Source organism: Priestia aryabhattai (genome assembly GCF_023715685.1).
In the GTDB taxonomy this organism is placed as follows: domain Bacteria; phylum Bacillota; class Bacilli; order Bacillales; family Bacillaceae_H; genus Priestia; species Priestia aryabhattai_B.
The window spans coordinates 249,910-274,479 of the sequence record NZ_JAMBOQ010000002.1 but is presented as its reverse complement, the minus strand read 5'-3'; the positions used below and the strand labels follow the sequence as shown (position 1 = coordinate 274,479).

29 protein-coding genes and 3 pseudogenes are annotated in these 24,570 nt (G+C 39.6%); 10 read left to right on the top strand and 22 right to left on the bottom strand.

The genetic code is table 11. From position 1 onward, the window contains the following. Positions 1 to 84: 84 nt before the first annotated feature. Entirely contained in the window at positions 85 to 1,035 is a 951-nt protein-coding gene (locus M3225_RS08100; protein ID WP_251392381.1) for a helix-turn-helix transcriptional regulator, read from the top strand. Between the two features lie 15 nt (positions 1,036 to 1,050). Here the strand turns inward: M3225_RS08100 and M3225_RS08095 are convergent, their stop codons facing one another. From M3225_RS08095 to M3225_RS08085, 3 genes are all read right to left on the bottom strand, one after another. Next, positions 1,051 to 1,230: a hypothetical protein gene (locus tag M3225_RS08095; protein ID WP_251392379.1), complete on the bottom strand. Its 180-nt coding sequence runs from the start codon at positions 1,228 to 1,230 to the stop codon at positions 1,051 to 1,053. A 122-nt stretch (positions 1,231 to 1,352) separates the two neighbouring features. Next, a complete protein-coding gene (locus M3225_RS08090; RefSeq protein WP_251392377.1) occupies positions 1,353 to 4,502 on the bottom strand; it encodes a bifunctional cytochrome P450/NADPH--P450 reductase in 3,150 nt (1,049 codons plus the stop codon). Positions 4,503 to 4,528: 26 nt separating this feature from the next. Then, on the bottom strand, positions 4,529 to 5,107 hold the full coding sequence (locus M3225_RS08085; RefSeq protein WP_251392368.1) for a TetR/AcrR family transcriptional regulator: 579 nt from the start codon (positions 5,105 to 5,107) through the stop codon (positions 4,529 to 4,531). A 303-nt stretch (positions 5,108 to 5,410) separates the two neighbouring features. Here M3225_RS08085 and M3225_RS08080 point away from each other — a divergent pair, with 303 nt between their 5' ends. Continuing rightward, a complete protein-coding gene (locus M3225_RS08080) occupies positions 5,411 to 5,779 on the top strand; it encodes a nuclear transport factor 2 family protein (RefSeq protein WP_251392365.1) in 369 nt (122 codons plus the stop codon). A gap of 65 nt (positions 5,780 to 5,844) precedes the next feature. On the opposite strand, the gene cotJC is transcribed toward M3225_RS08080, so the two are convergent. The 3 genes from cotJC to M3225_RS08065 are packed head-to-tail and all read right to left on the bottom strand — an operon-like array spanning position 5,845 to position 6,941. Next, positions 5,845 to 6,414: a spore coat protein CotJC gene (gene cotJC, locus M3225_RS08075; RefSeq protein ID WP_013083974.1), complete on the bottom strand. Its 570-nt coding sequence runs from the start codon at positions 6,412 to 6,414 to the stop codon at positions 5,845 to 5,847. 21 nt (positions 6,415 to 6,435) lie between these two features. Beyond that, entirely contained in the window at positions 6,436 to 6,696 is a 261-nt protein-coding gene (locus M3225_RS08070; RefSeq protein ID WP_251392363.1) for a spore coat protein CotJB, read from the bottom strand. Continuing rightward, positions 6,693 to 6,941: a spore coat associated protein CotJA gene (locus M3225_RS08065; protein WP_251392360.1), complete on the bottom strand. Its 249-nt coding sequence runs from the start codon at positions 6,939 to 6,941 to the stop codon at positions 6,693 to 6,695. The genes M3225_RS08070 and M3225_RS08065 overlap by 4 nt, the downstream gene beginning before the upstream one ends. 201 nt (positions 6,942 to 7,142) lie before the next feature. Between M3225_RS08065 and M3225_RS08060 the strand changes: the two genes are divergently transcribed. Then, positions 7,143 to 7,505, top strand: coding sequence for a transporter (locus tag M3225_RS08060; RefSeq protein WP_251392358.1), 363 nt, complete (start codon positions 7,143 to 7,145; stop codon positions 7,503 to 7,505). A gap of 87 nt (positions 7,506 to 7,592) precedes the next feature. Here the strand turns inward: M3225_RS08060 and M3225_RS29465 are convergent, their stop codons facing one another. The 3 genes and pseudogenes from M3225_RS29465 to M3225_RS08050 all read right to left on the bottom strand — a co-directional run. Next, a complete protein-coding gene (locus M3225_RS29465) occupies positions 7,593 to 7,727 on the bottom strand; it encodes a hypothetical protein (protein WP_285885317.1) in 135 nt (44 codons plus the stop codon). A 150-nt stretch (positions 7,728 to 7,877) separates the two neighbouring features. Beyond that, positions 7,878 to 8,195: pseudogene (locus M3225_RS08055) on the bottom strand (LysE family translocator); the annotation flags it as partial. A 1-nt stretch (position 8,196) separates the two neighbouring features. Next, positions 8,197 to 8,283: pseudogene (locus tag M3225_RS08050) on the bottom strand (AraC family transcriptional regulator); the annotation flags it as partial. Positions 8,284 to 8,506: 223 nt separating this feature from the next. Here M3225_RS08050 and M3225_RS08045 point away from each other — a divergent pair. The 7 genes from M3225_RS08045 to M3225_RS08015 all read left to right on the top strand — a co-directional run bounded on the left by M3225_RS08045 (position 8,507) and on the right by M3225_RS08015 (position 14,254). Further along, positions 8,507 to 9,328 (top strand): sensor histidine kinase, encoded by an 822-nt coding sequence (locus M3225_RS08045; RefSeq protein ID WP_251392356.1) that lies wholly within the window; start codon positions 8,507 to 8,509, stop codon positions 9,326 to 9,328. After that, positions 9,329 to 9,970 (top strand): response regulator, encoded by a 642-nt coding sequence (locus M3225_RS08040; RefSeq protein WP_251392354.1) that lies wholly within the window; start codon positions 9,329 to 9,331, stop codon positions 9,968 to 9,970. 177 nt (positions 9,971 to 10,147) lie between these two features. Next, positions 10,148 to 11,140, top strand: a complete 993-nt coding sequence (locus M3225_RS08035) for a glycerophosphodiester phosphodiesterase family protein (RefSeq protein ID WP_251392352.1) — start codon at positions 10,148 to 10,150, stop codon at positions 11,138 to 11,140. 160 nt (positions 11,141 to 11,300) lie between these two features. After that, positions 11,301 to 12,683 carry a PepSY-associated TM helix domain-containing protein gene (locus M3225_RS08030; RefSeq protein ID WP_251392349.1) on the top strand — a complete coding sequence of 461 codons (1,383 nt, stop codon included), beginning with the start codon at positions 11,301 to 11,303 and terminating at the stop codon, positions 12,681 to 12,683. A gap of 29 nt (positions 12,684 to 12,712) precedes the next feature. After that, positions 12,713 to 13,177 (top strand): FixH family protein, encoded by a 465-nt coding sequence (locus M3225_RS08025; protein WP_251392347.1) that lies wholly within the window; start codon positions 12,713 to 12,715, stop codon positions 13,175 to 13,177. 140 nt (positions 13,178 to 13,317) lie between these two features. Further along, complete coding sequence (locus tag M3225_RS08020) at positions 13,318 to 13,746, top strand: NucA/NucB deoxyribonuclease domain-containing protein (protein WP_285885315.1); 429 nt, start codon at positions 13,318 to 13,320, stop codon at positions 13,744 to 13,746. A gap of 163 nt (positions 13,747 to 13,909) precedes the next feature. Next, entirely contained in the window at positions 13,910 to 14,254 is a 345-nt protein-coding gene (locus tag M3225_RS08015; RefSeq protein WP_251392344.1) for a DUF1516 family protein, read from the top strand. Between the two features lie 40 nt (positions 14,255 to 14,294). On the opposite strand, the gene M3225_RS08010 is transcribed toward M3225_RS08015, so the two are convergent. The 13 genes and pseudogenes from M3225_RS08010 to M3225_RS07950 form a co-directional block, all read right to left on the bottom strand. Further along, on the bottom strand, positions 14,295 to 14,885 hold the full coding sequence (locus M3225_RS08010; protein WP_251392343.1) for a hypothetical protein: 591 nt from the start codon (positions 14,883 to 14,885) through the stop codon (positions 14,295 to 14,297). A gap of 328 nt (positions 14,886 to 15,213) precedes the next feature. Beyond that, positions 15,214 to 15,699 carry a hypothetical protein gene (locus tag M3225_RS08005; protein WP_251392342.1) on the bottom strand — a complete coding sequence of 162 codons (486 nt, stop codon included), beginning with the start codon at positions 15,697 to 15,699 and terminating at the stop codon, positions 15,214 to 15,216. Positions 15,700 to 15,780: 81 nt separating this feature from the next. After that, complete coding sequence (gene fsa, locus M3225_RS08000) at positions 15,781 to 16,452, bottom strand: fructose-6-phosphate aldolase (RefSeq protein WP_251392341.1); 672 nt, start codon at positions 16,450 to 16,452, stop codon at positions 15,781 to 15,783. 49 nt (positions 16,453 to 16,501) lie between these two features. Beyond that, a pseudogene (locus M3225_RS07995) lies at positions 16,502 to 16,684 on the bottom strand (phosphogluconate dehydrogenase (NAD(+)-dependent, decarboxylating)); the annotation flags it as partial. A gap of 196 nt (positions 16,685 to 16,880) precedes the next feature. After that, positions 16,881 to 17,234, bottom strand: a complete 354-nt coding sequence (locus M3225_RS07990; RefSeq protein WP_251392337.1) for a hypothetical protein — start codon at positions 17,232 to 17,234, stop codon at positions 16,881 to 16,883. Positions 17,235 to 17,404: 170 nt separating this feature from the next. Further along, positions 17,405 to 18,004, bottom strand: a complete 600-nt coding sequence (locus tag M3225_RS07985; protein WP_251392334.1) for a GNAT family N-acetyltransferase — start codon at positions 18,002 to 18,004, stop codon at positions 17,405 to 17,407. Between the two features lie 232 nt (positions 18,005 to 18,236). Next, on the bottom strand, positions 18,237 to 18,626 hold the full coding sequence (locus M3225_RS07980) for a VOC family protein (protein ID WP_251392332.1): 390 nt from the start codon (positions 18,624 to 18,626) through the stop codon (positions 18,237 to 18,239). Between the two features lie 14 nt (positions 18,627 to 18,640). After that, complete coding sequence (locus M3225_RS07975) at positions 18,641 to 19,162, bottom strand: shikimate kinase (RefSeq protein ID WP_251392330.1); 522 nt, start codon at positions 19,160 to 19,162, stop codon at positions 18,641 to 18,643. 426 nt (positions 19,163 to 19,588) lie between these two features. Continuing rightward, complete coding sequence (locus M3225_RS07970; protein WP_251392327.1) at positions 19,589 to 20,284, bottom strand: ABC transporter ATP-binding protein; 696 nt, start codon at positions 20,282 to 20,284, stop codon at positions 19,589 to 19,591. Continuing rightward, on the bottom strand, positions 20,284 to 21,369 hold the full coding sequence (locus tag M3225_RS07965; protein WP_251392325.1) for an ABC transporter permease: 1,086 nt from the start codon (positions 21,367 to 21,369) through the stop codon (positions 20,284 to 20,286). Before M3225_RS07965 ends, M3225_RS07970 begins: the two co-directional genes overlap by 1 nt. A gap of 72 nt (positions 21,370 to 21,441) precedes the next feature. Continuing rightward, positions 21,442 to 22,824 (bottom strand): sensor histidine kinase, encoded by a 1,383-nt coding sequence (locus M3225_RS07960; protein WP_251392323.1) that lies wholly within the window; start codon positions 22,822 to 22,824, stop codon positions 21,442 to 21,444. Next, positions 22,821 to 23,495 (bottom strand): response regulator transcription factor, encoded by a 675-nt coding sequence (locus tag M3225_RS07955; protein ID WP_251392320.1) that lies wholly within the window; start codon positions 23,493 to 23,495, stop codon positions 22,821 to 22,823. Before M3225_RS07955 ends, M3225_RS07960 begins: the two co-directional genes overlap by 4 nt. Before the next feature lie 163 nt (positions 23,496 to 23,658). Beyond that, positions 23,659 to 24,540 (bottom strand): PhzF family phenazine biosynthesis protein, encoded by an 882-nt coding sequence (locus tag M3225_RS07950; protein ID WP_251392318.1) that lies wholly within the window; start codon positions 24,538 to 24,540, stop codon positions 23,659 to 23,661. Between the last annotated feature and the right edge of the window lie 30 nt (positions 24,541 to 24,570).

Sequence of the window (24,570 nt, the reverse complement as noted above, 5' to 3'; positions counted from 1 at the left end):
TTCTCCTTTCAATTTTACTGTTTCTGTATGATATCATCTTAATACGACACTTTTTGTCATATTAAAAGAAAAAGGTGAAAATAAATGGCTAAGTCTAGACGACTGGTTGATATGCTCATGTTTATTAATACAAAAAGAACGTTTACGGCAAAAGAACTAGCAGAGGAATTTGGTCTTTCCGTGCGGACCGTTCAGCGCTATTTGCTGGACTTAAGTGAATTAGGGCTGCCTCTGTACGGTGAAAAAGGACGGAGTGGCGGATACAAAGTGTTAAAAAATCGTATTCTCCCTCCTATTTTATTTACGGAAGAAGAAGCCATTTCTATCTTTTTTGCTTATCAAGCCCTGCAGTATTATCATGACCTTCCATTTGATGCAGAAATTCATGCGGCTCTTCAAAAATTTTATGTATACTTGTCTGAAGAAACAAAGAAGAAAGTAGATAAAATGAGTGCTTATATTGCGTTTTGGAATCCTGAAAGAAATCTAGACACCCCTTATTTAAAAGAGCTGTTAGAAGCGAGCCTTGCAGGAAAATATATTGAATTTCTTTATGATTCAAAGACGGGTCAAACAAGAAAACAAGTCAAGCCTCTTGGCATTTATGCTCATAACGGTTTGTGGTACTGCCCCGCTTATTCCTACGATAAACAAAAAGTGTTATTGTTTCGAGCGGATCGTATTCACTCGTTAAAAATTTTAGAAAAAGACGAAAATATGTCTCTTACGTTAAAGAAATGGCTTGAAACAGAACCCGTAAATACACAGCCTATTTCGTTAAAAGTAACCTTGACGCACGAAGGCGTTCGTCAGTGTAAAGGAGTTCCGTGGCTTGAAAATCATGTGAGGATAACGCATGATGGCGGTGGCTATATTGATACGATAACTGATGGAAATGAACTAAACTACATGGCTTCTTTCTTCTATACCCTAGGTGCTCATGCTCTTATTGAAGAACCTATGGAACTAATTGAAAAGCTCTGCTATCACGCAGAAGAAACGCTAAGGCGCTATAAAAAAGAGGTTAAGACATAACGAAATCAATTCAATCTAAAGACGAACAAATGGAATAAAGGAGCTCATATGAATGGCTTGTGACACCGCTGTTGATTTCCGTGCAAGACTTCGCTTTCCGCGGGCGGCCGATGAGCCTCCTCGTCGCTTACGCTCCTGCGGGGTCTCATCTGTTCCGCTTTTCCCGCAGGAGTCTTCGCCTTGCCCTCCAATCAACAGCTAGAAGCCACTAAATAGAATAAATGCATCTTCACCCTAACTATAAAAAATCCGAACGATTCATCGCTCGGATCTTTCTTCAACCAACTAAACTACTTTTGTCCTAGCCTCTTTTTAATTTATCCAGCCCACACGTCTTTTGCGTATCGGCTCTTTTCTTCTAACTGCTGCAGCCATAAGCGAGCGTCTGCTTCACTCACTTCATGAACTTCAGCGTAGCTTTTAATAAGCGTAGCTTCAACGTCAGGTGCCATTTGGCTTCCGTCTCCGCAAATATAGAAGTGGGCTCCTTGATCAAGAAGTTCAATCAATTTCTTACCGTCTTGTTCCATAACGTGCTGAACGTATGTTTTCGGCTGATTTGGTACGCGAGAAAAAGCGGTATGAAGCGTAATGATGCCTTCATTTTGTGCGTTTTCAAGCTCTTCTTGATAAAGATAGTCTTCATGAGGGGAACGGCAGCCAAAGTATAAATGCGCTTCTCCAAGCAACTCTCCCTGTTCTTTTAGCTGCTTGCGAGCCTGCACAAAGCCTCTAAACGGCGCAACGCCTGTTCCCGGTCCGACCATGATAAGTGGTGTTGCAGGGTCTTTAGGTAGCGTAAAGCCTGACTGCGGTGTGGAAATAAAGCACGTAATCGTATCTCCTTCTTGCAGCTCGGCAAGATAGTTCGACGCAATTCCTTTGTACTCTCCATATCCGCTCCACGCTTCTCCTGAAACAACGCTGACCGTGATGCTTGCTTGTTTTTCATCGACACGCGGTGATGAAGAAATTGAGTAATAGCGCGGACGTATGCTTGGAAGAAGTGCGATAAATTCGCTGAACTCCATTTCACACGCCGGATATTTTTCAAGCAGTTCAAGCATCGTTAAGCGTTTTGTTAGCACTTGTTCTTTATACGCTTGCTTTTCAAGCAAGGCTTCAAGCTCCACTTTATGCGGCGGGCAGACTGTTTTAGCAGCCATTGCGCGAAGCTGCGTGCGCGTAACAGGATCTTGAAGCTCCACGTATTGTAGAAGCTCTTCTACTGATACTGTTTTACCGAGTGGTAAATGAGCTAATTTTTCTTCTTCTGCTTCCAGACGGATTTGCTGTGATAAATCTAGACCGAACCTTGTTGTTACACGACTTACTATTCCTTCATAGTTGCGTGGAATAACGCCTAAATGATCTCCTTCTTGATAAGAAACTTCTTTTGGAAGTTCAATTTCAAGATGACGCGTGCTTCGTGCACTGCCTGGTTGTTGAAGTTCTTTGCTTCCTACAACGTTCGCTGAAAACGCACCGTGCATTTTCGCAAGCGGCATGTCCTCAGCGCTGTCGACAAATTGAAGTGAAAGCGTAGACGCATGATCTTCACTGTTTTCAATGTCGAGATTAAAGTAGGCTGCTAAGTCACTCCACATGTGTTCACGCCATTCTTCATAGGTTCCTTCAAAGTCGTCGCTTGCATCTGCTTCACCGCGTTCAGCTATGTTTTCTGCCCCTTTAGCGGCAAGCGTTTCATCGATAAAAGCAGGCACTTTTTGATACGTTGTAGCCCAGTTTTTATCTCCGCATCCAAATACGGAGTAGCGAACACCTTTTACTTCATCAGCAGACGCTTGGTCTAACCAGTCGACAAATTGTTTTGCGTTGTCAGGTGGATGTCCGTTATAAGAAGCCGTTACAATTAAAACAGCTCCTTCACTCGGAAGATTTCCTGCGTGGGAATCAAGCGTTGCGACTTGCGGTGCAAAGCCTTTGCTCATCGCAATATCCGCTAAATCACGCGCCGTTCCTTCAGCCGTTCCCATGTTCGAACCGTATAGCACAAGCAGCGGCGTATTATGAGCGTTTTCTACGGTTTTGCGCTCTTTTTTAGCTGACTGCTCTCGGCTTGGTGAAGGAATGCCGCCAAGCGGAATTTGTTTCGATTTTGCTTTTACAACAAATCCTTCAGGTTTTAACGTTAAGGTTTCTTTAATATCTAGCTCGTAGTTTGTATGATCTTCAAAATCAAAGTGTTTTAGCATCATACCAAGTACAAGCGTTGCTTCATGAAGAGCGAACTGCTGACCAATACACGCTCGCTGACCGTTTCCAAACGGTTTGAACGCATGCTGCGGAATCGCGCTTGGATTTTCAAAACGCTCTGGGTGGAACTCTTCCACATCTTCTCCCCAAATTGTTTTATCACGATGAAGCTGAGGAATAAGGACCATCAGTTCATCACCTTTTTCTAAAGGATATTCTCCTCCAAGCAGCGTATCCTCTTTTGCATATAGAGAGAACGCAGGAGCCGTTGGCCATAAGCGCAGCGCTTCGTTCAAGACCATCCCAACATATTTGAGCTGCTTTACTTGTTTGTAGCTTGGAACGGGATCTACAAGAACTCGTTCTGCTTCTTCTGCTGCTTTTTGTAAGACGTGTGGATTTTTGACTAAGAAATACAGCGCAAATGATAAAAGACCGCTTGTTGTTTCATGTCCGGCAATTAAGAAAGTAATAATTTGATAGCGAATATTCTCGTCATCAAGCGGTTCACCTGTTTCTGGGTCTTTTCCATTTAGCATATGTGTTAATAAATCATCGCTTTGTTCACCGCTTGCTTTGCGATCTGCGATAATTTTATCTACTAGATCGTTCATCACCTTAATGTCTTCTTGAAACTGGCGATTATTTTCATCATAAGCTGGGTCATCTGGATTTGCTCGCTGCAGCTTATTCATCGCTTCATCTAGTGCACGGACCATACTTGTAATAAACGGATGAGGCTGATCTCGATAAAAGCTGTTAAAGCGATAATTGAAACCGCAAAGACCGATTGTATCAAGCGTTAAGCGCGTCATATCTTCTGGTACTTCAATATGCTCATCTGCATTTAGACGCTCCCACTTTTGAACAAGCTGCACGGCGATATCTACCATCATCGCATGATAGCCTTTCATTGCTTGCTGACTGAAGCTTGGAAGCAAGATATTATGGGCTTTTTTCCAGTTTTTTTCGTGCGTCCAGCTTGTAAATAAACCGTCTCCTGCAAAATCACGCACAAATTTAAGCGCTTGACTTAAGTTTTTATCGAAGCGGGATTCATCGCATGCTTCTTTGACTAGACGCTGACTCGATAAGTAGCGCGTCACGCGGCCAGGTGCTTCAAACTTAAAAATTTCTCCGAGCTCTTTTGAAATATTCATGAGCGCTTGAATCGGTTTATCTGTGTTTAATAACGGTAAGTTTTTAAGATCCCCAAAAGTTTTTGGCTGAGGCATTTCTTTAATTGTCATCATATCCCTCTTTCACTTGTTAAGTTTCATGATTGTCTGCTAAGTGCTGCCCACAGACTCTCTTCTACACCGGCAAGAAGTTCCTCAGTTAAAGATAAATAGTCATTTTCAATCATTTCGTATACTTCCATAAAACTTCCAAATAAAATAGCAATTAGCGCATTTTCAGGAAGGTTTCTAATAATGCCTTGCTTTTGTCCTTCTCTAAAGAACGTGCAAACAAATTCCACTAGCTTTTGGTAAGCTAAGCGGCTCTTTTCAGTTAAAAAAGCTCCTTGGCTATGAGTTTTGATAAAACCAAGAGCGCGAGGATGATTTTTAGTGAATGTCACCATCCCTTCAAAGATATGATGAAATCCATCTCGATATCCGTCTCTTTCGTTTGCCAGACCGCTTTCAATGCACTGTAAAAACTCATTTACATGCTGTTGAAATAATTCATTTACAAGGCTTTCTTTATTTTTAAAGTAGCGATAAATTGTTCCTGCTCCTACTTTGGCATTTTCTGCAATCATTGGCATCGTTGTTGCATCAAATCCTCTTTCTGCAAACAGCAGAAGCGAAGCAGAAAAAATCGCTTTTTGTTTTGTTGGAGTAGATTCCACTTTATCACCTCTTTTCGAAAACGGAATGAACGTTCATTCCGCTACAATTACAAGTATAAAAAACTGTCTCTTAATAGTAAAAAGATAACTAAAAAAGTGGAAAGAAAAGGTTCTTTCACTCTAAATTTATACCATTTAAAGGTAATTAACAGAGTCTTTCAGAATCTTTTGTGCTTACAGAAAATTAGTCCACTTATCCCCTCTATTATCATAAATTAACAATTTGATATTTAGCTTTAAGTTTAAAGAAAAAGTAAAGCGGAAATAGAAAAGTGTTACATAAGGCGTAAAGGAGGACAAAAGATGAATCAAGCAAGAGTTATAGAATATGAAGAAATGCTTCGTTCAGCCATGCTTTCTAGTAACGTAGAGCTGTTAGAAGAATTGCTTTCAGATGAGCTTATTTTTGTGAATCACCTTGGGCAATGGTTGTCAAAAGAGGAAGATATAAATGCTCATCGTTCAAAAAGTCTTGATATAGAGGGCATCGAAGTTTTAGAACAAGAAATTAAACTGTTTCAAGACCTTGCCGTTACAGTTACAAAAGTAGCGTTAAATGGGTCGCTGGCAACCGGTGAAGCCATTGGAGGAGAATACTGCTATACACGAGTTTGGAAAAATGTTGAAGGAACATTAAAGGTTGTTTCTGGACACTGCAGTTCTAGCGTATAATCAACGTAGCCAAAATAAAAAACATCCCGCCTTTCATTTACTAAGGGGGATGTTCCTCTTGCTAGTTAAAAGATTTTCTTCCTGTCTCTGTCATCTTTTAAAATCTCAACCGCCTCACGGAACCGCTGTGAGTGAACAATCTCTCTTTCTCGTAAAAATCTTAAGCTGTCGTTCAGATCAGGATCATCTGATATATCAATTAACCATTGATATGTAGCTCTTGCTTTTTCTTCTGCAGCTATGTCTTCATAAAGATCTGCAATCGGATCTCCTTTTGCCTGTATATAAGTAGCTGTAAACGGAACGCCAGCAGCGTTATTGTAATAAAGTGCACTATCATGGTTCACATAGTGCTCTGCTAATCCAGCTGCCTTCAGCTGCTCCGGCGTTGCATCTTTTGTTAGCTTATAAATCATCGTAGCAATCATTTCAAGATGAGCAAACTCTTCTGTACCAATATCGTTTAGTAATCCAACAACTTTATCCGGAATCGTATAGCGCTGATTCAAATAACGCAACGCTGCTGCAAGCTCTCCGTCAGCTCCTCCGTACTGTTCCATTAAATATTTGGCAAGCGTTGGATTACACGTACTCACTTTAACTGGATACTGCAACTTTTTCTCATACACCCACATATAGTTCCCGCCTTTATCTGCTTATATTTGCCATGGCCAAGGGCTTGTTCCCCAGCTCCATTTCCCGTCGGTATAACTGTTTCCGTACTGCTGAAGCGGCCCGTACTTTGTCTCGAAGTTTCTTTTTAACTGCATAGCCTGCTGCGCGTATTCATTAAACTGCTGCATAGCCTGCTGGTCATCTGAATGAGTATCTAAATACAGCGTTAATTCTACTAGCGCAAAATCAATTGCCTGTATTTCTTCTAAATCCTGATAGTACTCTGGAGGTAGTTTTTTCATTCTTCATCCCTCTTCTTATCTTTGTATGGATTTTCATAGTAGTCCCAAAAAGCCGGCCACAGCGTTCCCTTTATTAACGCTTCTTTAGGCGAAAACTGCTGCATATTAGGCGGCTGAAATCCCATGTATAATTGAGGCGGTGTAGAATAATATTTAACTCCTATTGGTCGGCAAGGATCATAGATACTATGGAAAGGTTGATATACTTTAACCGGTGTAAACGTCTTTTTTGGATTGTTATCCATGAAAGGTCCCCCTCTAAAAACACAATCTACTTTATCCTATTCATCTTTTACTGAGTTCATGAAGGAATTTATTTCAGACTTAGGAACGAAACTTCTCCTCGTCAAAAAGGCCTGTATAAAAAACGTTATATTTGCCCAATCCCTTTAGGCAGCTTTCTCATACTTTATAAAATAGTGATAAAAAATAGAGGTGATTAAAAAATGGACATTAATTACATGGATTTTTATTCTTACCCAGCAAGATTTCCTGGACCTCTACTCCCGCCCGGTCCACCTAGACCACCAGGTGGTTTACCTACACCTAACCCGCAACAAGCCCCAACTTCTCCTCCACCAGCATTTATTCCAGCTCAACAAACGGCAACTCCATTTGCTGTTGACCCAGGAGCAATTTCTCTATGTCTATTCCGCGATACGTTCATATGGCTTAGAAACGGCTCTAGCTTCTGGTATTTTCCTATTTTTGTAGGCCCGCGATCGGTTGCAGGATTTAGATGGAACGGACGTTTTTGGACCATTTTTGGCGTGGATACACGACAAATTGTTTCGTTTACATGTTTTTAAACGTTAAAAAAAGAGATTGCGATCTAACTAAATCAATCCAATCTAAAGACGAACAAATTGGATAAATGATCTAGTATGGATTGCTTGTTACACCGCTGTTGATTTCCGTGCAAGACTACGCTTTCCGCGGGCGGCCGATGAGCCTCCTCGTCGCTTACGCTCCTGCGGGGTCTCACCTATTCCGCTTTTCCCGCAGGAGTCTTCGCCTTGCTCTCCAATCAACAGCTAGAAGCCACTACCCACTACATACATCATCACCATGAAAAAATCCGAACGAGTTGGATTCTCCATCAAGAATCTCGATTCATCGTTCGGATCTTCCTTCAACTAAAATACTTTTGTCCCAGTCTCTTTTTTGCTTAATAACTACTATTACACTATTGTCTTTATCCCAAAACCAATCAGCAGCAATCCGCTGCATTTCTGAAAAACTTTTTGAAATGCCGGTTTTTTCAGCCACTTTTTCACGTGATCTATTACATACACTAAAAGTAAAAACCACCCTACCGCTATGAGAGTAAGAATAAAACCAAGCATAAGCAGCTGTTGATTCGTATGAAAATCCAAGCTGATAAATTGAGGCATAAACGTAATATAAACTAATACTGTTTTAGGATTAAGAAAATTGCTAAGAGCTCCCTGTATGTATGATTCTTTATAGCAGGGATTAGATGAAGGCTTGACAGCTTGCGGGAAACTTTTGCATAATTCCTTTAAAGCGGTAAGCTTCAATATGTAAATCAGCATCAACGTGCGCTGTTCGAATTTCTTTTGCCATCAATCGCTCCCTCCTTGTTCTATACTAAGCTTTTTAACCATACCCTTCACTCGAAAATTTTTCTTGTATGATATTGCAAATAAGACCTTCTTCCATTACTTTTATCCGTTCAATTGAGAGTGGTACTAATCACTCTCAAGAGTGATTTCTCTTCTTTCCTCTAGCAATTTTCTGCTCAAATGATAAAATATAGACACATTTTATGGACGAAAGAAGGGATACCGTGAAATATAGACAAATTAAATGGCTGATTTTACTTCTTCCGACTCTGACCATCGCGCTTTGGGAGTATGTTCGCCACGCTTTTTTGCTTCTATATATTTCAATGGACATGGGAAATATGCTTTCTCCGCTGCTTGTCTTTTTTGTAACGCTTGTCTTTGTCCGCTATTTATTTTCTATTTTAGAAAAAATACAAGAAGAACTAAGGCAAGAAAAAGAAAAGAAAGCAGCGCTTATTGAGCGTGAAAAATTAGCGCGAGAACTGCATGACGGCATTGCGCAGTCGCTGTTTCTCCTATCTGTCAAAATGAATAAATTCGGAAGAAAAAACAAATTAGAGCAGCATCCTGATTTTATCCGAATGAAACAAACCCTGCAGCATGTCCATGACGATACGCGCCAAGCCATTACAAATTTAAAGCACTCTCCTTCTGACTCTTCAGAAAGCTGGACAGAAAGCATTCATCAATACGTAGATGATTTAACACATACTCATTTACTAGATGTAAATTTAGATTGGAGACTTTCAGAAACAACGCTGTCGAGAAAAGAAAAAAATGAGCTGTTTGCTTGTGTGAAAGAAGCGGCTATGAACGTAATTAAACATGCAAAAACGAATAAAATCTGGGTTACAGCCAGTGAAACTGCCAGCGGATGGATTTGTGAAATTACAGATTTCGGTATAGGTTTTACTTCCGAATCTCTCAAGTCCGGGCTTGGTTTACAAATTATGAAAGATCGTGCAAAGGATATGAACTGGGACTTTTCTATTCAGCGAAAACAGAACCAAACGACTGTTAGTATTAAAAAGGAGGTTACGTAAATGCAGCCGTTTCGTATTTTGATTGTAGATGATCACGCTCACGCGAGAGAAGGCATTCGCGATATTTTAGAAGAATATGAAGATTTTATTATTGTTGGCGAAGGAACCAACGGGCAAGAAGCAATTGAACTGACCAAAAAATTAATGCCTGATATTGTGCTAATGGACATTGGAATGCCTGTGATGAATGGATTAGAAGCAACCAAACAAATTAAGCTTCAGTTTCCATACGTTAAAATTGTTGTCATCACCGTTTCAGACGATATTACGGATTTATTTGATGCGCTGAAAAAAGGCGCACAGGGTTATTTATTAAAAAACCTGCAGTCTGAAGTATGGTACGACTATTTGCGTGCGTTCGCTTTAGATGAAGTTCCTATGTCAAAAGAAATTGCGTTTCAAATTTTAAAAGAGTTTCCGCAGGAAACATCGATTACAAAACCCGACACTCCCCTTTCTGCACGAGAGCTTGAAGTACTTCAATTAGTGGCTAAAGGACTGTCAAACCGCGATATCTCTGCGCAGTTATTCATTTCTGAACACACGGTAAAAAGCCATTTGAAAAATATTTTAAGCAAGCTTCATTTAGAAAATCGCGTACAGCTGACAAGCTATGCGTTTCAAAATGGCTTAATGAACTAACAGCTTTCACGAGCTGTTTTTTTTGTGTTTTAGTAGATGTGAAACATTCTATTCTTTTATAAATTATCTGAAAACTATAATGAAGTTATTAGCGTCTGGATATTGAAAATCAGAACGGATTCTTATAGGATTTTGTAGAAATAAGAATTAAAATGAAACAACTACTTGGGGGATGCTATGAAATTTTTGAAAATGCTTTTCAAACGAAAATATGTATGGTTTACTTTGATAGGAATCACTGCTTTTGTATACATAAACAATAGCTCTTTATTGACAAAAAGAAGCGGACAGCCTCTCCTTCTTGCTCATAGAGGCGTAGCTCAAACATTTAACATAAAAGGCATTCAAAATGATACGTGTACAGCAGAACGCATCTACAAACCTGAGCATTTTTTTTTAGAAAATACGATCCCTTCTATAAAAGAAGCCTTTAAAGACGGAGCTGACATTGTTGAGCTTGACGTTCACATTACAAAAGACAATCAGTTTGCTGTGTTCCATGATTGGACTCTCGATTGCCGGACGAACGGAACGGGCGTAACACGAGATTACACGATGGCCGAATTAAAAAAGTTTGATATTGGATACGGCTACACGGCAGACGGTGGAAAAACGCATCCTTTTCGCGGAAAAGGAGTCAACCTTATGCCTTCTCTAGACGAAGTGATGAAATACTTTCCGCACAAATCCTTTCTTATTCACGTAAAAAGCAACGACCCTGAAGAAGGAAAAAAACTAGCTGAGTACTTGTCACAACTTTCTAAAGAACGCTTAAAAAACATCACTGTGTATGGAGGAGACGAACCTATTGATTCGCTGAAAAAAGCGATGCCCAACCTAAAAGTTATGTCAAAAGCAACGATGAAATCTTGTCTTATTCCGTATATAGCAACCGGATGGACGGGATATGTGCCTAAAGCATGCGAAAACACTGAACTACATATACCTGAAAAGATCGGACCTTTTCTATGGGGATGGCCAAATCGCTTTTTAAATCGAATGGATTACATCAATACCCGAACTATTATTGTAGGCGGAAACGGAAGCGAATTTTCCACTGGATTTGATTCTACCGAAGACATAAAACGCCTTCCGGCTAATTATTCAGGTGGAATTTGGACAAATCGTATTGATCAGCTAGGTCCTTATTATAAAAAGGCAAAGAAATAAATGAAAAAGCATCTGCACTTTCTACGTGAAGCAGATGCTTTTTTTATCACCGACTCCCTCTTATAAGCCTTAACAATCACTCTCAGGGGTGATGGCTACTCCTTCCTTTCCTTCTATAATAAAAGCAAGTTATCTAGTAAAAAGGAGGAAAAGAGAAAAAATGATGCAGGAAAAGCGAGAAGAAACAACGAGTACAAATAAAAAAATCACGACGCGTTCTCAGAGTCTATACAAAGCCATATGGCGCTGGCATTTTTATGCAGGTTTGCTGTTTACTCCGTTTCTTCTTATATTAGCTGTTACTGGCGGCATGTATTTATTCAAGCCTCAAATTGAAGAAAGACTGTACCACGACTTGTATCATGTACAAGCTCAGTCACAATCCGTATCCCCTTCAGCACAAGTACAGGCCGTAAAAGAAAATTATCCAAGTGCTGATGTGTTGACTTATAAGCCCAGCGATCGCTCTACTCGTTCTTCAGAAGTAGGAATTTCATTAAAAGACCGTACATATACAATTTTTGTTAATCCTCAAAATGGCCATATCGTAGGAAAACTAGATGATTCGAGTCGCTTAATGAATCAAATTGAAGAATTTCACGGAGAGCTGATGGCAGGAACAGCCGGTGATCGCATTGTAGAGCTTGCGGCCTGCTGGGCGATTGTCTTAATTGTAACCGGCGCCTTTTTATGGTGGCCGCGTAAAAAAGACAAAATTAAAGGCGTGCTGATTCCTCGTTTTTCAAAAGGTAAAAACGTGCTTGCACGAGATCTTCATGTGGTACCGGCATTTTGGATTTCAGCCGGGATGCTTTTTCTCGTACTAACAGGACTCCCGTGGTCAGGACTGTGGGGCAATGCGTTTCAGCAAATCGCCACAAACGCAGGCGTTGGGTACCCTCCGTCTATTTGGGTAGGCAGTGCTCCTACTTCAACCGTGCAAACGAAAGATGTAGCAGTCGTGCCTTGGGGGGCTGAAACGTTAGAAATTCCAAACTCCACGGCTCAGCAATATACAAAAGTATCACTTGATGACATTGTCACGATTGCAAAAGAACAGCATATTCACGACGGCTACACCATTTCCATTCCGCAAGAACCTCAAGGCGTGTATACGCTCTCTGTTTTTTCACCAAAAGCACAGGATGAAACAACGATTCACCTCGATCAATATACCGGAGCCGTTTTAGCAGATTATCGGTACGACAATTATGGATTTATGGGCAAATTGATTGCACTTGGCATTACGCTTCATAAAGGCACACAGTTTGGGTTTATTAATCAGCTTATTGGTCTTATTATTTGTATCGGAATTGCTGGTATCGTTATCAGCGGAGCCTTACTGTGGTGGAAACGGAAACCCGCTAAAAACATGGGCGCTCCCAAAGTTCCTGAAGGAAATGCGATGCGAATAGTGACATGTATAATCGTGGTGTTTGGTCTTGTCTTTCCTTTAGTCGGGCTGTCATTGATTATTGTGTGGCTTTTAGATTTCTTTGTCATCAAACGAATTCCAGTATTGCAGCGGTTTTTAAACGCATGATTCATGAAACGATGTGAGGTGCAGTAACAATGAACAAATGGAAAATACCTGGATTGGTCATACTCAGTACCATTTTACTTTCCGCGTGCTCTGTAAACAGTGACGCAGACAAGCTCTACAAACAGCCAAAACCTCTGTCTGCGCATGTGATGCTTCCTGAACGTATAGAGCCACAGAGCATACGCGTAGTAGAAGTGCATGTGATGCAAGAAAATAAAACAGTGGATGACGCAGAAAGCGTTCAGTTTAAAGTTTGGAAAAAAGATGACCCCGCGAAAGTTCAAATAGCCAAAGCGCACTATAACGGTGGTATGTATACAGCCAAAGCAACGTTTAAAGATGATGGTGTTTACTACATTAAAACGGATATTAACGCACGCGGTGAGCATATCCTTCCTACTCAACAAGTAGCTGTGGGCAAATTATCTAAAGAAGATTTACGTTCACTGCAGCCAGCTAAAAACGAAACACATAATCATCACTCTCACCATTAGAGATAAGCTCACGCTCAGCTGCTGAACGTGAGCTTATTTTTATCTTATCAATTCTAGCTAGTTCCATTATATGTTTTTACATTTTTTTCATATTGCTTTAAAATAAAAGTGACAAACGTTTTATAAAGGAGTTTTACAGATTGAAAAAAGTTGTTTCTGGTATTTTAATTTTAGTATTAGCCATTATTGTCATGATTGAAGGAAATCCGTTAGAGCAAAACTCTTCGACTTCAACGAATACCTCCTACGATGAAGTAATTACCTTCCCTGCTGATCGTTACCCTGAAACTGCAGCGCATATTCAACATGCAATCGATAAAGGAAAATCGGCTGTTTGTACAATTGACCGAGACGGTGCTGAGGAAAACCGCCGTGAATCTTTAAAAGGAATTGCGACTAAAAGCGGCTATGATCGAGATGAGTTTCCTATGGCCTTTTGTGAAGAAGGCGGAAGCGGTGCAGATATTGAATATGTAGAGCCTTCAGACAACCGAGGCGCCGGGTCTTGGATCTCACATCAAGTAGATGAGTTTCCAGACGGCACGAAGGTTTTAATTGAAGTGAAGTAAAAAGGAATGGTCATGATCACTGTTCTTTTTTTATGTTGAGAGTCTGTATAAGAAAAAGAATAAAAAAGAAGAATTGTTCTTGCCTAAAGATACTCTTCACTTTTAAAATAAAAATGTATGTTATACATATATGTATCATCGTTTTATAGGAGGAATGAGTTTCTTGGACAATCTATGGCAGCAGTTACTTCCTGCCTCATGGCAATTAACTTTATTTATTTTCTTTTTTGTCTATATCTTGCGTTACAAACAAGAGAATAAATTCAGCATGCAGCTTCACTTGCTGCTCAAGTTTTTTTATGCCGTTATTTTGATTTTAAATGCGGTGTTGTTTTTACTGGAAAGTCAGCGCGATTTTCTTTTTTATGCAACGCTTTTTATGAGTATCCTGACAATTATTTTAATGGAGTTCACGCTTTCTGCTAAAAAACAGAACGAGCTTGATTTTATTTCAGCCGTCTCTTGCTGTGTTCTTCCGATTTTTATTTCTTTACTTGAACTTAGTTAATGAAACAAAGGCCTCTGGTGAATCAGAGGCCTTTGTTATGTTATTGATCTTTGTTGTTTCGATCCATCATATCTTTTGGATCTTCTACAATATCTTCCCGATCACGGTTATTGTCTTTTTCATCATCTCTATACATCTTGTCATTTTTATCTACACCAGGTACGTTATTGTTGTTCATGTTATCTAGGCCTGTGTTTACGAATGCCACGTATACTTTGTCGATTTTACTATCTGCTTCTCTTACACGATCTGCAATTTTTTGTTCAAAATCAGTTGAAACTTCATGATAATTATCGCCATTAAACGTTACGTTGTTGACCTTGCCGTTATCATTATTGTCCGCTGCGTCATTTCCAGCTAGGTCTACCGTTACATAGGCGTTATTATTATCGCGAAGCACATACGCATCATCAACTTCCTTCATATCTTCTACATTTTGTGCTGCTTCAACTGACTTGGTCGGCTGATCAGTGTTATCCATTGGTATATTGTTATCAACCCCGTCGTTTGTAGAAGTGTTGCGTAATCCATTTTGAGTGTTATCCATTGCGTTATTGTCTTTATTTCCTCCACATGCAGCTAAGCCTGAAAGAAAAAGAACTGAAGAAGCAATGATAAGTCCTTTTTTCATTTTTTCCATCTCCTTAATTATAGTTTGCAGTCGTATTATGCTTAATTTTTGTAAAACTATTCAGAGGAGATGGAGGCGTTCCAAAACTTTTTCTTCTAAGCTTACTTAAAAATACACCGATTCACTGAATGGCTGAACCAACAAGAATAATTCATATAAGTTAAAATAAATTCCTCAATATAAAAACAGTATATTTGTTACTAAACTTTTCATCCATTCATTTTTCACGAAGAAACCCTCTTTTGATGACAACACAAAAAAATGCTTCGTATGTCCAACGAAGCATCTTTTTTTCTCACAGTTATTACTCTTAGCTCACTTTTCTAAGCTAAACTGCTCGTGAGGCAGTTAATTTCTCGATGGGTGCTTGTTCGATGTCTGCTGCTGATACACTCAGTAATTTTTCTAAAACAGCCGTTATGTCCTGATTTGTTTCATCACTTTTTTTGCAATCATTAATATGCTGCTTTAATAGATTTTTATATGCTTCCGTATGAATGAGCCACTGACTTAACAGCTCTTTCGTCGCCTTTCTTTCCTCTTCGCTTTTAGCGCCGAATAAGCTTTCCATATCAGGCTCTTGAATAATTAGCTTACTAAAATCTTCGCTTACTGCAAGCCAAAAATAGTTTTGCTCATATTCGTAATATCTATGTTCTTTTAATAAAAAGTAGCCAATCTCAAATTCAATGCGATAAAGCGGCTGATTTGCTTCCGGCGCATGAAGGCTTTTAAAGTTAATATGTTCTACGTCGTCTACGTAAAGCTCTGAACCGTATTGGGTTTTAATAATCTTAGCGTCTACTGTATTCATAATGTTTACCTCTTTAGGGATATTAGCTTCAAAGAACGTGAGCATCTTCTCTCTAGAATGTGCACGTTCTTTATCTTTTGCTTATTTTTGAACAGCGTTTTTCCAATCAGCTGCAAACTTTTCAATTCCTTGTTCTGTTAAAGGATGTTTAACAAGCTGCTCGATTACTGAATACGGAATGGTTGCAATATGAGCTCCGGCAAGAGCTACGCGTGTAACGTGATCCGGATGTCTTACAGAAGCCGCAATGATTTGAGAATCGATGATGTTTTGAATGCGGAACAGCTCTGCAATTTTAGCCACAAGCTGTACGCCGTCTTCTGAAATATCATCAAGGCGACCAAGGAACGGAGATACATATGTTGCACCTGCACGAGCTGCTAAAAGCGCTTGGTTTACGGTGAAAATAAGCGTTACGTTTGTTTTTACACCTTTTTTAGCAAGGTAGCGAGTTGCTTCTAGTCCAGCGATTGTCATTGGAAGCTTAATCGTAATGTTTTGATCGCCGCCGTTAATTTTAATTAATTCTTCTGCTTGCGCAATCATTTCCTCTGCTGTTTCGGCATCTGGTGTCACTTCTGCTGAAACGGACTCTACTTCTGGGACTGTTTTTAAAATTTCCTCAATACGATCTTCAAACTTTACGCCTTCTTTTGCAACAAGAGAAGGGTTTGTTGTGACTCCAGATAAAACACCTAATTTGTATGCTTTTTTAATATCGTCAAGGTTTGCAGTATCAATAAAGAATTTCATCTTTTCATTCCTCCATTAGTTTTTTTTACTATACCCACTATTTCATTTGTTATTTCTTTTCCACAGCATGACCGCCAAATTCGTTTCGAAGCACGGAAACTACCTTTCCTGTAAACGTATCATCTTCAAGAGAGCGATAGCGCATCAGTAAAGACATCGCAATAAACGGTGTAGCTGTTTGAAGGTCTACAGCTGTTTCTACCGTCCATTTTCCTTCACCCGAAGATAACATAGAGAATGTTTACATATATGTGAGGTAAAAACAGCAAAAGGTAGGATTGGTATGAAAGCTCAATTAATGAATATGTTTAAAGACCTCCCTGTTTTTTGTATAGAAAAAATCGTAAAACAAGTCAAAGGAGAAAAAAGCGCTGACCTTTTTCTTTTAAGTTACACCTATGCCTTTATCTCTAACATTTAATGGGCGGCTATAACAAGAGCGTAAGCATCATGGAAAAGGTAAAAGCAGCAAGTAACACAAGAATGGTATAGACTAATTTTCTGCCTGATTTGCCCAAAAAGTAAACATTTACTAAAGCAAAATAAATACCTGCCGTACATAAAGCAAACGCAAGAAAATCCTTGCACTCATTCAGCGTCATTTGAAAATCTTGATTATAATAAATTCGAAGATCCTTGTTAACAGCGAACGGCACAGTCCACCACCTTATCAAAATCCCCATAAACATAAGTATTCCTATTACATTTAACATGAACTGAAGTGTTCTCTCCTTTTTCGTATTCACGTTTATTTTTGTGGACCGTTCGAAGTTTACTCGCATGGATTTCCCTCCCTGATGTTTTTTACACAGCAAACAGCTTCAGCAGCCATATACAAACTTTTCTCTTTTTTATTTTATACACGCTTGATCTGACAGATGACATGATTGCACATAAGAAAAGCTTCTTCCATTCATAATGGAAGAAGCTTTAAATGATTCAACAATGTATATTAGCGCCTTGATTTCCCTTTGTATTCTTTCATATCAAACCTTTTGCTACGCTTACTTTCCCATTCCCTTCGCAGAATTCCCATTTTGATGCTGTCAAAATATTCACCGTTTACGATACGAGCTTCTCTAATTCTTGCTTCTTCACTCATCCCTATTTTTGCAGCTGTTTTCATCATTCTGGTATTACCTGACCACGTGGAGATGCCGAGTCTATGCAAGGATGTAGACTCAAATAAAAAATCGATCCACATGCCATAAGCTTCCGTTCCATATCCTCGGCTCCAATAGTGTGAGTTATAAATGACAATTCCCGTTTCTAGCCAGTTTGTATGTTTGTCCACCCAGTAACTGCTCACTGTTCCCAGCGCTTTTTCATTAATAATAACCGCAAGTATTCGGGGAACTGATGGAAAAAGCTCATACTCTTTTTCCCATGACTTTATATACTCTTCTTTCGTGAGCTTTCGTTCTGGTATGTACGGAGCGTTCCACTTTTTTGCTTCTTGGTTTTTTTCTTCGTATTTCCAATAATAAAGTTCATTTACATCTTCTTGTGTTGCTTCTCTTAACAACACTTTTTCTCCTATTAGTTTTAACATGAGAATTATCACTCCTTGATTTATAAAATGGCTTATTACGTTCTGGAAAAATAAAACGAATATTAATAAACGTGTATACAAGCATAATGTTGAGTAATAAAGAAAGGAGTAAATCTATAAAAAATACTATTGCTACTACAATTAAGCAGATGACAATGAAGAGTAACTCATCCTGTTTTACAGTTAAAACACCGAAAGAATATACATTCTTCCGGTGTTCTTTGTTTTTTCTCTATTTACTATTCGCGTTTTCCATAACTGCAAAATAGTTATCTTCACTGTCTGAAAAGTTAAAAACTCGTCCTGAAGGCATAGATACGATTTCTCCCACCGTTACGCCTTTAGCAGTTAAATTGCTGTATAATTCATCCAAATTCTCTGTAAAAAATAGCAGTGAAGGGGTCCCAACATTTAATTCTGGCTGCATTTTTACTATTAGCTGTTTGTTATGAAGGATAATTGTTGTTTCGGCACCCGCTACCGGTGCTAGCTCAATCCACTTCATGCCTTGTTCATTATCTTGTTCAGAAATAACTTGAAATCCCATTTTGTCTGTCCAAAACTTTACCGCTTGATCTTGGTCGTTTACATATACCATAATTTGACCGACTTTTTTAATCATTGCTTTCACTCCTTTTATACATATGAAATAATTTCTTCCGCTACTGTATCTGCCGACTTTCCCTTTGTGTATATCGTTTGCTTTGCTAATTTGTGATTTGATGGATGCGTTACAAAATGTTTGTTAAGTTCAAAGACATCTTTGTCATCCGTTATTTGTTGCAATCTTTGATGTAATATCTGTATGGACTCTTCCCTATCAGAACTCGGAAGCAATAAAAACAGAGACGGATAAGGTTTTGATGTTTTTTCTACTTGTTGAAACAACTTTCTGTCTTCGTACACTGAGTGGCCGGCGCCAAAATCAATAACCGCATGTTTGTACTCTTCTAGTATTCTTTTAACGGCATATGCTTCAAACGGTTTCCAATAGGCGTACATGTCTTGAAATCCTTGTTCTTCTCGAATGTTTTGCTGTGTTTCTTTGCTGAATCCTATTTCCCGGTAATAGGAAAAACGCACTTCATCCATTGAGCACTGAGGAATATTTAGTTTTTCTGCTACTTTTTCACCGACCGTCGTTTTCCCAGCGCACATAGGTCCAATGAGAATAATAGGGTTTGCATATGCTCTCTCCTTATTTCACTTCCAACACAAACGCGTACAGCGCATCTCCATTAGATACATTTTTTTGATTTTCATCCATCCACCATACTGAATATGAGTAGTAAGTGCCTTTTCCATTTTTTCATCATTTCATCACCTTTTTACTATTTCTTCATTGCTCTTTCATTTCCTGTTCCTTACTTTCTTCCTTCCTAAAGAGCGTTGTTTTATTTTCGCTACACGCTTTTTAAAGAAATGGAATATGAATAACTAACTGATCTACTAACAAAGGAGTGAACGTATGGAGGCGCAAAACCGAGATGACAAATATGCACATAATGAAGAACGCAAAGTACACCTCATCGCTTAATTTTATACCGTAAAAAAAGTGCTGCTCTTGTAAAGAGCAGCACTTTTTTAGACTTTCACGTTATTTGATTCTACTAATTTTCCATCTTCCATCCACACAACACGATCACATAAATCCAGCATTCTTTGGTCATGTGTAACCATTACAGCTGCTTTTCCCCTTAGTTTCACTTCATCAGCGAGCATTTGAACGACTGCTCTTCCTCGCTCTGAATCCAAGCTTGCCGTCGGCTCGTCTGCGAAGATAATTTCAGGGTTGTTCATCCACGCTCTTGCAATGGCTACCCGCTGGCGTTCTCCTCCCGATAGACTTTCAGGATAGTGATGCTTTCGATGAGCAAGCCCTAGTTTTTCGAGCAAATCATCCGCCCTTTTTTTCGCTTCTTTATTTCGATTTCCTTCTAGTTCGGTTACAAGAAGCAGCTGATCGCGAACCGTTAAATATGGGATTAAATTAGCTGATTGAAAGATAAAGCCGATTTTCTTCAGACGAATGCTGTTCATTTGCGCTGAAGACATTTCATTAATCTCGCTACCGTCAATAATCACACGCCCTCTAGACGGTGAAAGCAGGGCGCCTGCAATGGATAAAAATGTGCTTTTCCCAGAACCCGAAGGCCCAACGATAGCCACAAGCTCTCCGGCTTTCACACACAGCGATACTTCATTTAACACAACTACAGAGTTCTCTCCGTCTCCAAAAGACTTGCTAACACGTTCTAAAACTAATTTTTCTTCACTCATTAAACAGCCCTCCCAATCGCTTCAACCGCATCTACTTTTGCTACGCGATACAGCGATAATAATGAACTCAGTACAGAAACAGCTACAAACAGAGCCGAACAGCCTGCGATTAGCGACAGGTCTAAGTCAAACGGCATCGAATTCGGCAATACTGCAGCTACTCCGTATGTCAGCCCAATACTAATGACAAGACTACATAAAGTTAAGACAACCACTTGAGATAAAATCGTTCGCGCTAAATAGCTTGTTTTTGCCCCTATAGCTTTCAACACGCCAAACTGATTCATTTTTTGAAGCGTCATCACATAGAAAAAAACGGCTAATACAAAGGCTCCAATGATAAAAAGAAACGCGACCATCATTAACAGCGAGCCCTGTTCTTCTTGATAACCAGGAATTCCTTTTAACGCTTCACTTTTACTAATCACGTCAATGTCAGCTACCTTTTTTTGAAGAGCATTTGCTTTTTTATCGTTCATGTTTAATACCACTGCATTAAAAGCACCTGTGCTTTCAAGTGTATTCCACTCGTTCAGATTAATATGAATGACAGGCGCGTGACTAAACGACTGATTCTCTGTAAAACCAACAATCGTAAAGCTTTTTCCTGAAGCCGTATCTTTTATCGTATCACCGAGTTTTACTCCCTCTCCTTTTAGCGAAGAGTCCGCCACGGCTTCATGTTTAGAATCGTCTGTAATCATCTTACCTTCTGTTACCTTCGGAGCTAAAAATCCGTTTGTGCTTACAGCAAAAAACGAGGCGTCTATTTTTTTCTCTTTTCCTTCATTTATAACCGCCGTCATCATAACGCCAAGAGGCTCAGCTTTTTTCTTGCCGCTGATTTGCTGAATGTCTTTTGTTTTGTTTATCGATAAAACAGAACGCGTCAGGCGCTGATCCGCTTCTTTTTGAAGCACAACGTAATTCCCGTTCATTTCTTGAACAGCTGAAGCATTGTCAGAGGAGAGGCCCTTTGCTAAGCCTGATACAAAAAGCACAAGCCATACAATTAACACCATAATCACGCCAATGAGTAAATAGCGCAGCTTCGCATGTTTCAATTCACGTAAAGCCAAAAACATCTTTCTTTCATCTCCTTTTTTGATTCTATTTAAAGTATAAAAATAGAAAATGAATGGAAGATGAACAGCTCATTACATTTTCGGAAGATAGACATGAAAGGTGCTGCCTTTTCCTTTTTCACTTTCAACGTGAATGGAGCCCCCGTGCATCTCGACAATTTGCTTTACAATCGCTAAACCAAGACCGCTGCTTCCTTCTGTCCGACTTCTTGCTTTATCTTCTTTATAAAAACGATTAAAAATATACGGGAGGCTTTCTTTTGACATGCCGATTCCCGTATCTTGAAATTCTACGTGGCAATACGTGCCTTCCATATGAACGCGAAGAGACAGCGTTCCGCCTTCTTCAGTGAACTTTACGCTGTTTGTAATAAGATTTGTCCACACTTGATGAAGCAGTTTTTGATCGCCTGAAATTATCGTTGAAGGAAGATCCATTTCAATGGCTAGCTCTTTTTCGCGCCAGCTCCACTCTGTCATAAACAGCACTTGCTTGATTTGAGCTGCAACATCAAACGTGCTTTTGTCGATATGCTCGCTTTCTTTATCAAGTGAAGCAAGCGTAAGAAGCTGTTTGCTAAGCGACGACATGCGCCGGCTTTCTTCTTCAATAATAGACAGATACTCATTTCTTTGTTCATCAGAAAGATGTGCAGAACGGAGCGTTTTCGAAAATCCTTGAATGGACGCCAGCGGAGACTGAATTTCATGTGACACATTAGATACAAATTCTTGCCTCATCTCTTCAAGCTGTTCTAAGTTTTTAGCCATCTCGGAAAAATGAGCAGCAAGCGCGCCGATTTCGTCTCGGCGCTTCACGTACAGCTCGACGCTATATTTTCCTTTTGCCACTTGTTTCGTCGCTTCCGTTAGCTTGACGATTGGCTTTACTAAATAACGCGTGCTAATAAGCACAAATAAAATACTCAATACAATCATCAGCAGTACAATAACCGAGAAAAAAATGCGCATTTCCCCGAACTGCAGCTGAATATCAGGTCGAATAAACAGCGCTTGCTGCTTATTACTTTCTCCTTTTAACGGCACGCCGATGGTATTGGATAACACATTATCAAAAAAGCCAGTCACAAACACCTGTGAAGGAAAGTTTGCAATTCCGTGATACATTTTTCCGTCCAGTACTTGTTGAACAGCACTCTTTTCTAAGCGCTGATTTCTAAATTCCCGTCCGTAAAACGTCCCATGTCCTCTGCTGTCCACCACATACATTTGATAGCCTAATTTACTGATATGCTGTAAATAAGCTTGTTGATCCACGTCTCTATTACTTTCGTAAAAGGCGGCAATGTCTTTTGCCATGCGCGTAAGCTTTTGATCGTTATAAGGTTTTAAGCTGTACTGATAATAGGAGTTTGCTAAAATAAACGCTAACAGACTGCTAAATACCATCACAGCAATCGTCGTGAGGACGATTCGCAAATAGAGCGTCTTCATTTTGCTGTCACCTCAAGCTTATAGCCGACTCCTCGAACCGTCGTAATCACAAAATCATCGGTACGTTCAAATCGTTCGCGCAGCCTTTTTACGTGTACATCGATTGTGCGGTTATCTCCATTAAAATCCGCTCCCCATATCAGATGAATTAATTCTTCTCTCGTAAAAATTCTTCCTGGATAGCTCGCAAGCTGAGCTAATAGCTCAAACTCTTTCATTGGAAGAATCAACAGCTGTCCGTTGCAATGCACTTCATAGCTTTTTCGGTCAATAGAGGTGTTGTTCAGCTCAAGCATTTTTTCATTTACCACTTCGTACCGGCGAAGCAGCGCTTTGATTCGAAAAATCAATTCTTTTGGTTCAAACGGCTTTGTCACATAGTCATCTGTTCCTGCTAAAAAGCCTTTTTCTTTGTCTTCTAGCTGGTCTTTTGCTGTTAATAAAATAATGGGGAAATCATAATAACTGCGTATTTCTTCGCACACTTGATATCCGTCTTTATGAGGCATCATAATATCGACAACCGCTAAATGAATGTGCTGCTTAACAAGCAGACCCGAAGCTTCCTCTCCATCTTTTGCTTCATGCACCATATAGCCTTCAAGCTGCAAATAGTGGCGAACCAATTGCCGCATATGGGCATCGTCATTCGCCAGTAAAATGTGAATCATTTCCTCTGCCACTCCTTTTATCACCCATTTAAAATGGCGGCCTTTTGGCCGCCATCATTTATTCTTTCAGTTTCTATATGTTTACTAGTGTAACCAAACATCGTAGTCATATTGCGTTTTTATTAGAATAAGGATTTATTGTGAACAGCAGATGAACAGCTTGTTACAAAATCCATTCACCGCGCGCAATCATCTCTACTTTGCCGCCTACTTTAATATGAAAATTCTCTCCGTCATAACTAGCTTTTACATGCAGTAAAGACGGTCTTCCTATTTCGTATCCTTGTTCTACACGTATGTCAATCACGGGCTGCTTAAAATAACGGTATTTAACTAAATATGCTGCCAAACAGCCGTTGGCGCTGCCGGTTGCTGCATCTTCTGGCACGCCGTAATAATCAGCAAAATCTCGCACGTTTAACTGATGATCTTCGTGATAGGTTTCTGGTGAAAATACCATAATCGCTTTAGCTTCCGTATTTTCTATCAGTTTAAAATATTTTTCTTTGTCTACGTTTATCTTTTTAGCTACTTCTAAAGATATCAAAGGGACAAGGATGACCGGCAGACCAGTGGATACTTCTTGAACAGGAAAACGCGTATCGATATGAGCTTCCTCAAGGTTTAACACATCCGCCACTTGCTTTTTATCTAGCACTTTCCCAAATGTTGGCTGGCTTTGTTTCATCCATAGTACATCTTTTTGTTCATCGTATGTAACGGGAGTAGGGCCTGCTTTATAATGAAGAATAAGCTCCCCTGTATCTTTTTCTTCTAATTCCTCTCGAATAACATAAGCGGTTCCTAGTGTCGGATGCCCTGCAAATGGCACCTCTTCATTAGGAGTGAAAATCCGCACGTCATATTCTCCTTTTTTTGTAGAAGTCGACGTAATAAACGTCGTTTCAGAGAAATTAATTTCTTTAGCAATTTGCTGCATATCTTTATCTGAAAGAGTTCCTGCGTCTTGAAAAACAGCGAGCTGATTTCCCGTATATTTTCCTTGTGCAAATACATCAACGATTGAATACTGAATACTTTTCATATATCTGTTCCTTTCTGACGCTAATTTTTA

Coding starts and splice junctions, on each gene's coding strand:
- M3225_RS08100 (WP_251392381.1), top strand. CDS start 85: ATGGCTAAGTCTAGACGACTGGTTGATATGCTCATGTTTATTAATACA.
- M3225_RS08090 (WP_251392377.1), bottom strand. CDS start 4,502: ATGACAATTAAAGAAATGCCTCAGCCAAAAACTTTTGGGGATCTTAAA.
- M3225_RS08080 (WP_251392365.1), top strand. CDS start 5,411: ATGAATCAAGCAAGAGTTATAGAATATGAAGAAATGCTTCGTTCAGCC.
- cotJC (WP_013083974.1), bottom strand. CDS start 6,414: ATGTGGGTGTATGAGAAAAAGTTGCAGTATCCAGTTAAAGTGAGTACG.
- M3225_RS08070 (WP_251392363.1), bottom strand. CDS start 6,696: ATGAAAAAACTACCTCCAGAGTACTATCAGGATTTAGAAGAAATACAG.
- M3225_RS08065 (WP_251392360.1), bottom strand. CDS start 6,941: ATGGATAACAATCCAAAAAAGACGTTTACACCGGTTAAAGTATATCAA.
- M3225_RS08060 (WP_251392358.1), top strand. CDS start 7,143: ATGGACATTAATTACATGGATTTTTATTCTTACCCAGCAAGATTTCCT.
- M3225_RS08040 (WP_251392354.1), top strand. CDS start 9,329: ATGCAGCCGTTTCGTATTTTGATTGTAGATGATCACGCTCACGCGAGA.
- M3225_RS08035 (WP_251392352.1), top strand. CDS start 10,148: ATGAAATTTTTGAAAATGCTTTTCAAACGAAAATATGTATGGTTTACT.
- M3225_RS08030 (WP_251392349.1), top strand. CDS start 11,301: ATGATGCAGGAAAAGCGAGAAGAAACAACGAGTACAAATAAAAAAATC.
- M3225_RS08025 (WP_251392347.1), top strand. CDS start 12,713: ATGAACAAATGGAAAATACCTGGATTGGTCATACTCAGTACCATTTTA.
- M3225_RS08010 (WP_251392343.1), bottom strand. CDS start 14,885: ATGAAAAAAGGACTTATCATTGCTTCTTCAGTTCTTTTTCTTTCAGGC.
- M3225_RS08005 (WP_251392342.1), bottom strand. CDS start 15,699: ATGAATACAGTAGACGCTAAGATTATTAAAACCCAATACGGTTCAGAG.
- fsa (WP_251392341.1), bottom strand. CDS start 16,452: ATGAAATTCTTTATTGATACTGCAAACCTTGACGATATTAAAAAAGCA.
- M3225_RS07990 (WP_251392337.1), bottom strand. CDS start 17,234: ATGCGAGTAAACTTCGAACGGTCCACAAAAATAAACGTGAATACGAAA.
- M3225_RS07985 (WP_251392334.1), bottom strand. CDS start 18,004: ATGTTAAAACTAATAGGAGAAAAAGTGTTGTTAAGAGAAGCAACACAA.
- M3225_RS07980 (WP_251392332.1), bottom strand. CDS start 18,626: ATGATTAAAAAAGTCGGTCAAATTATGGTATATGTAAACGACCAAGAT.
- M3225_RS07975 (WP_251392330.1), bottom strand. CDS start 19,162: ATGTGCGCTGGGAAAACGACGGTCGGTGAAAAAGTAGCAGAAAAACTA.
- M3225_RS07970 (WP_251392327.1), bottom strand. CDS start 20,284: ATGAGTGAAGAAAAATTAGTTTTAGAACGTGTTAGCAAGTCTTTTGGA.
- M3225_RS07965 (WP_251392325.1), bottom strand. CDS start 21,369: ATGTTTTTGGCTTTACGTGAATTGAAACATGCGAAGCTGCGCTATTTA.
- M3225_RS07960 (WP_251392323.1), bottom strand. CDS start 22,824: ATGAAGACGCTCTATTTGCGAATCGTCCTCACGACGATTGCTGTGATG.
- M3225_RS07955 (WP_251392320.1), bottom strand. CDS start 23,495: ATGATTCACATTTTACTGGCGAATGACGATGCCCATATGCGGCAATTG.
- M3225_RS07950 (WP_251392318.1), bottom strand. CDS start 24,540: ATGAAAAGTATTCAGTATTCAATCGTTGATGTATTTGCACAAGGAAAA.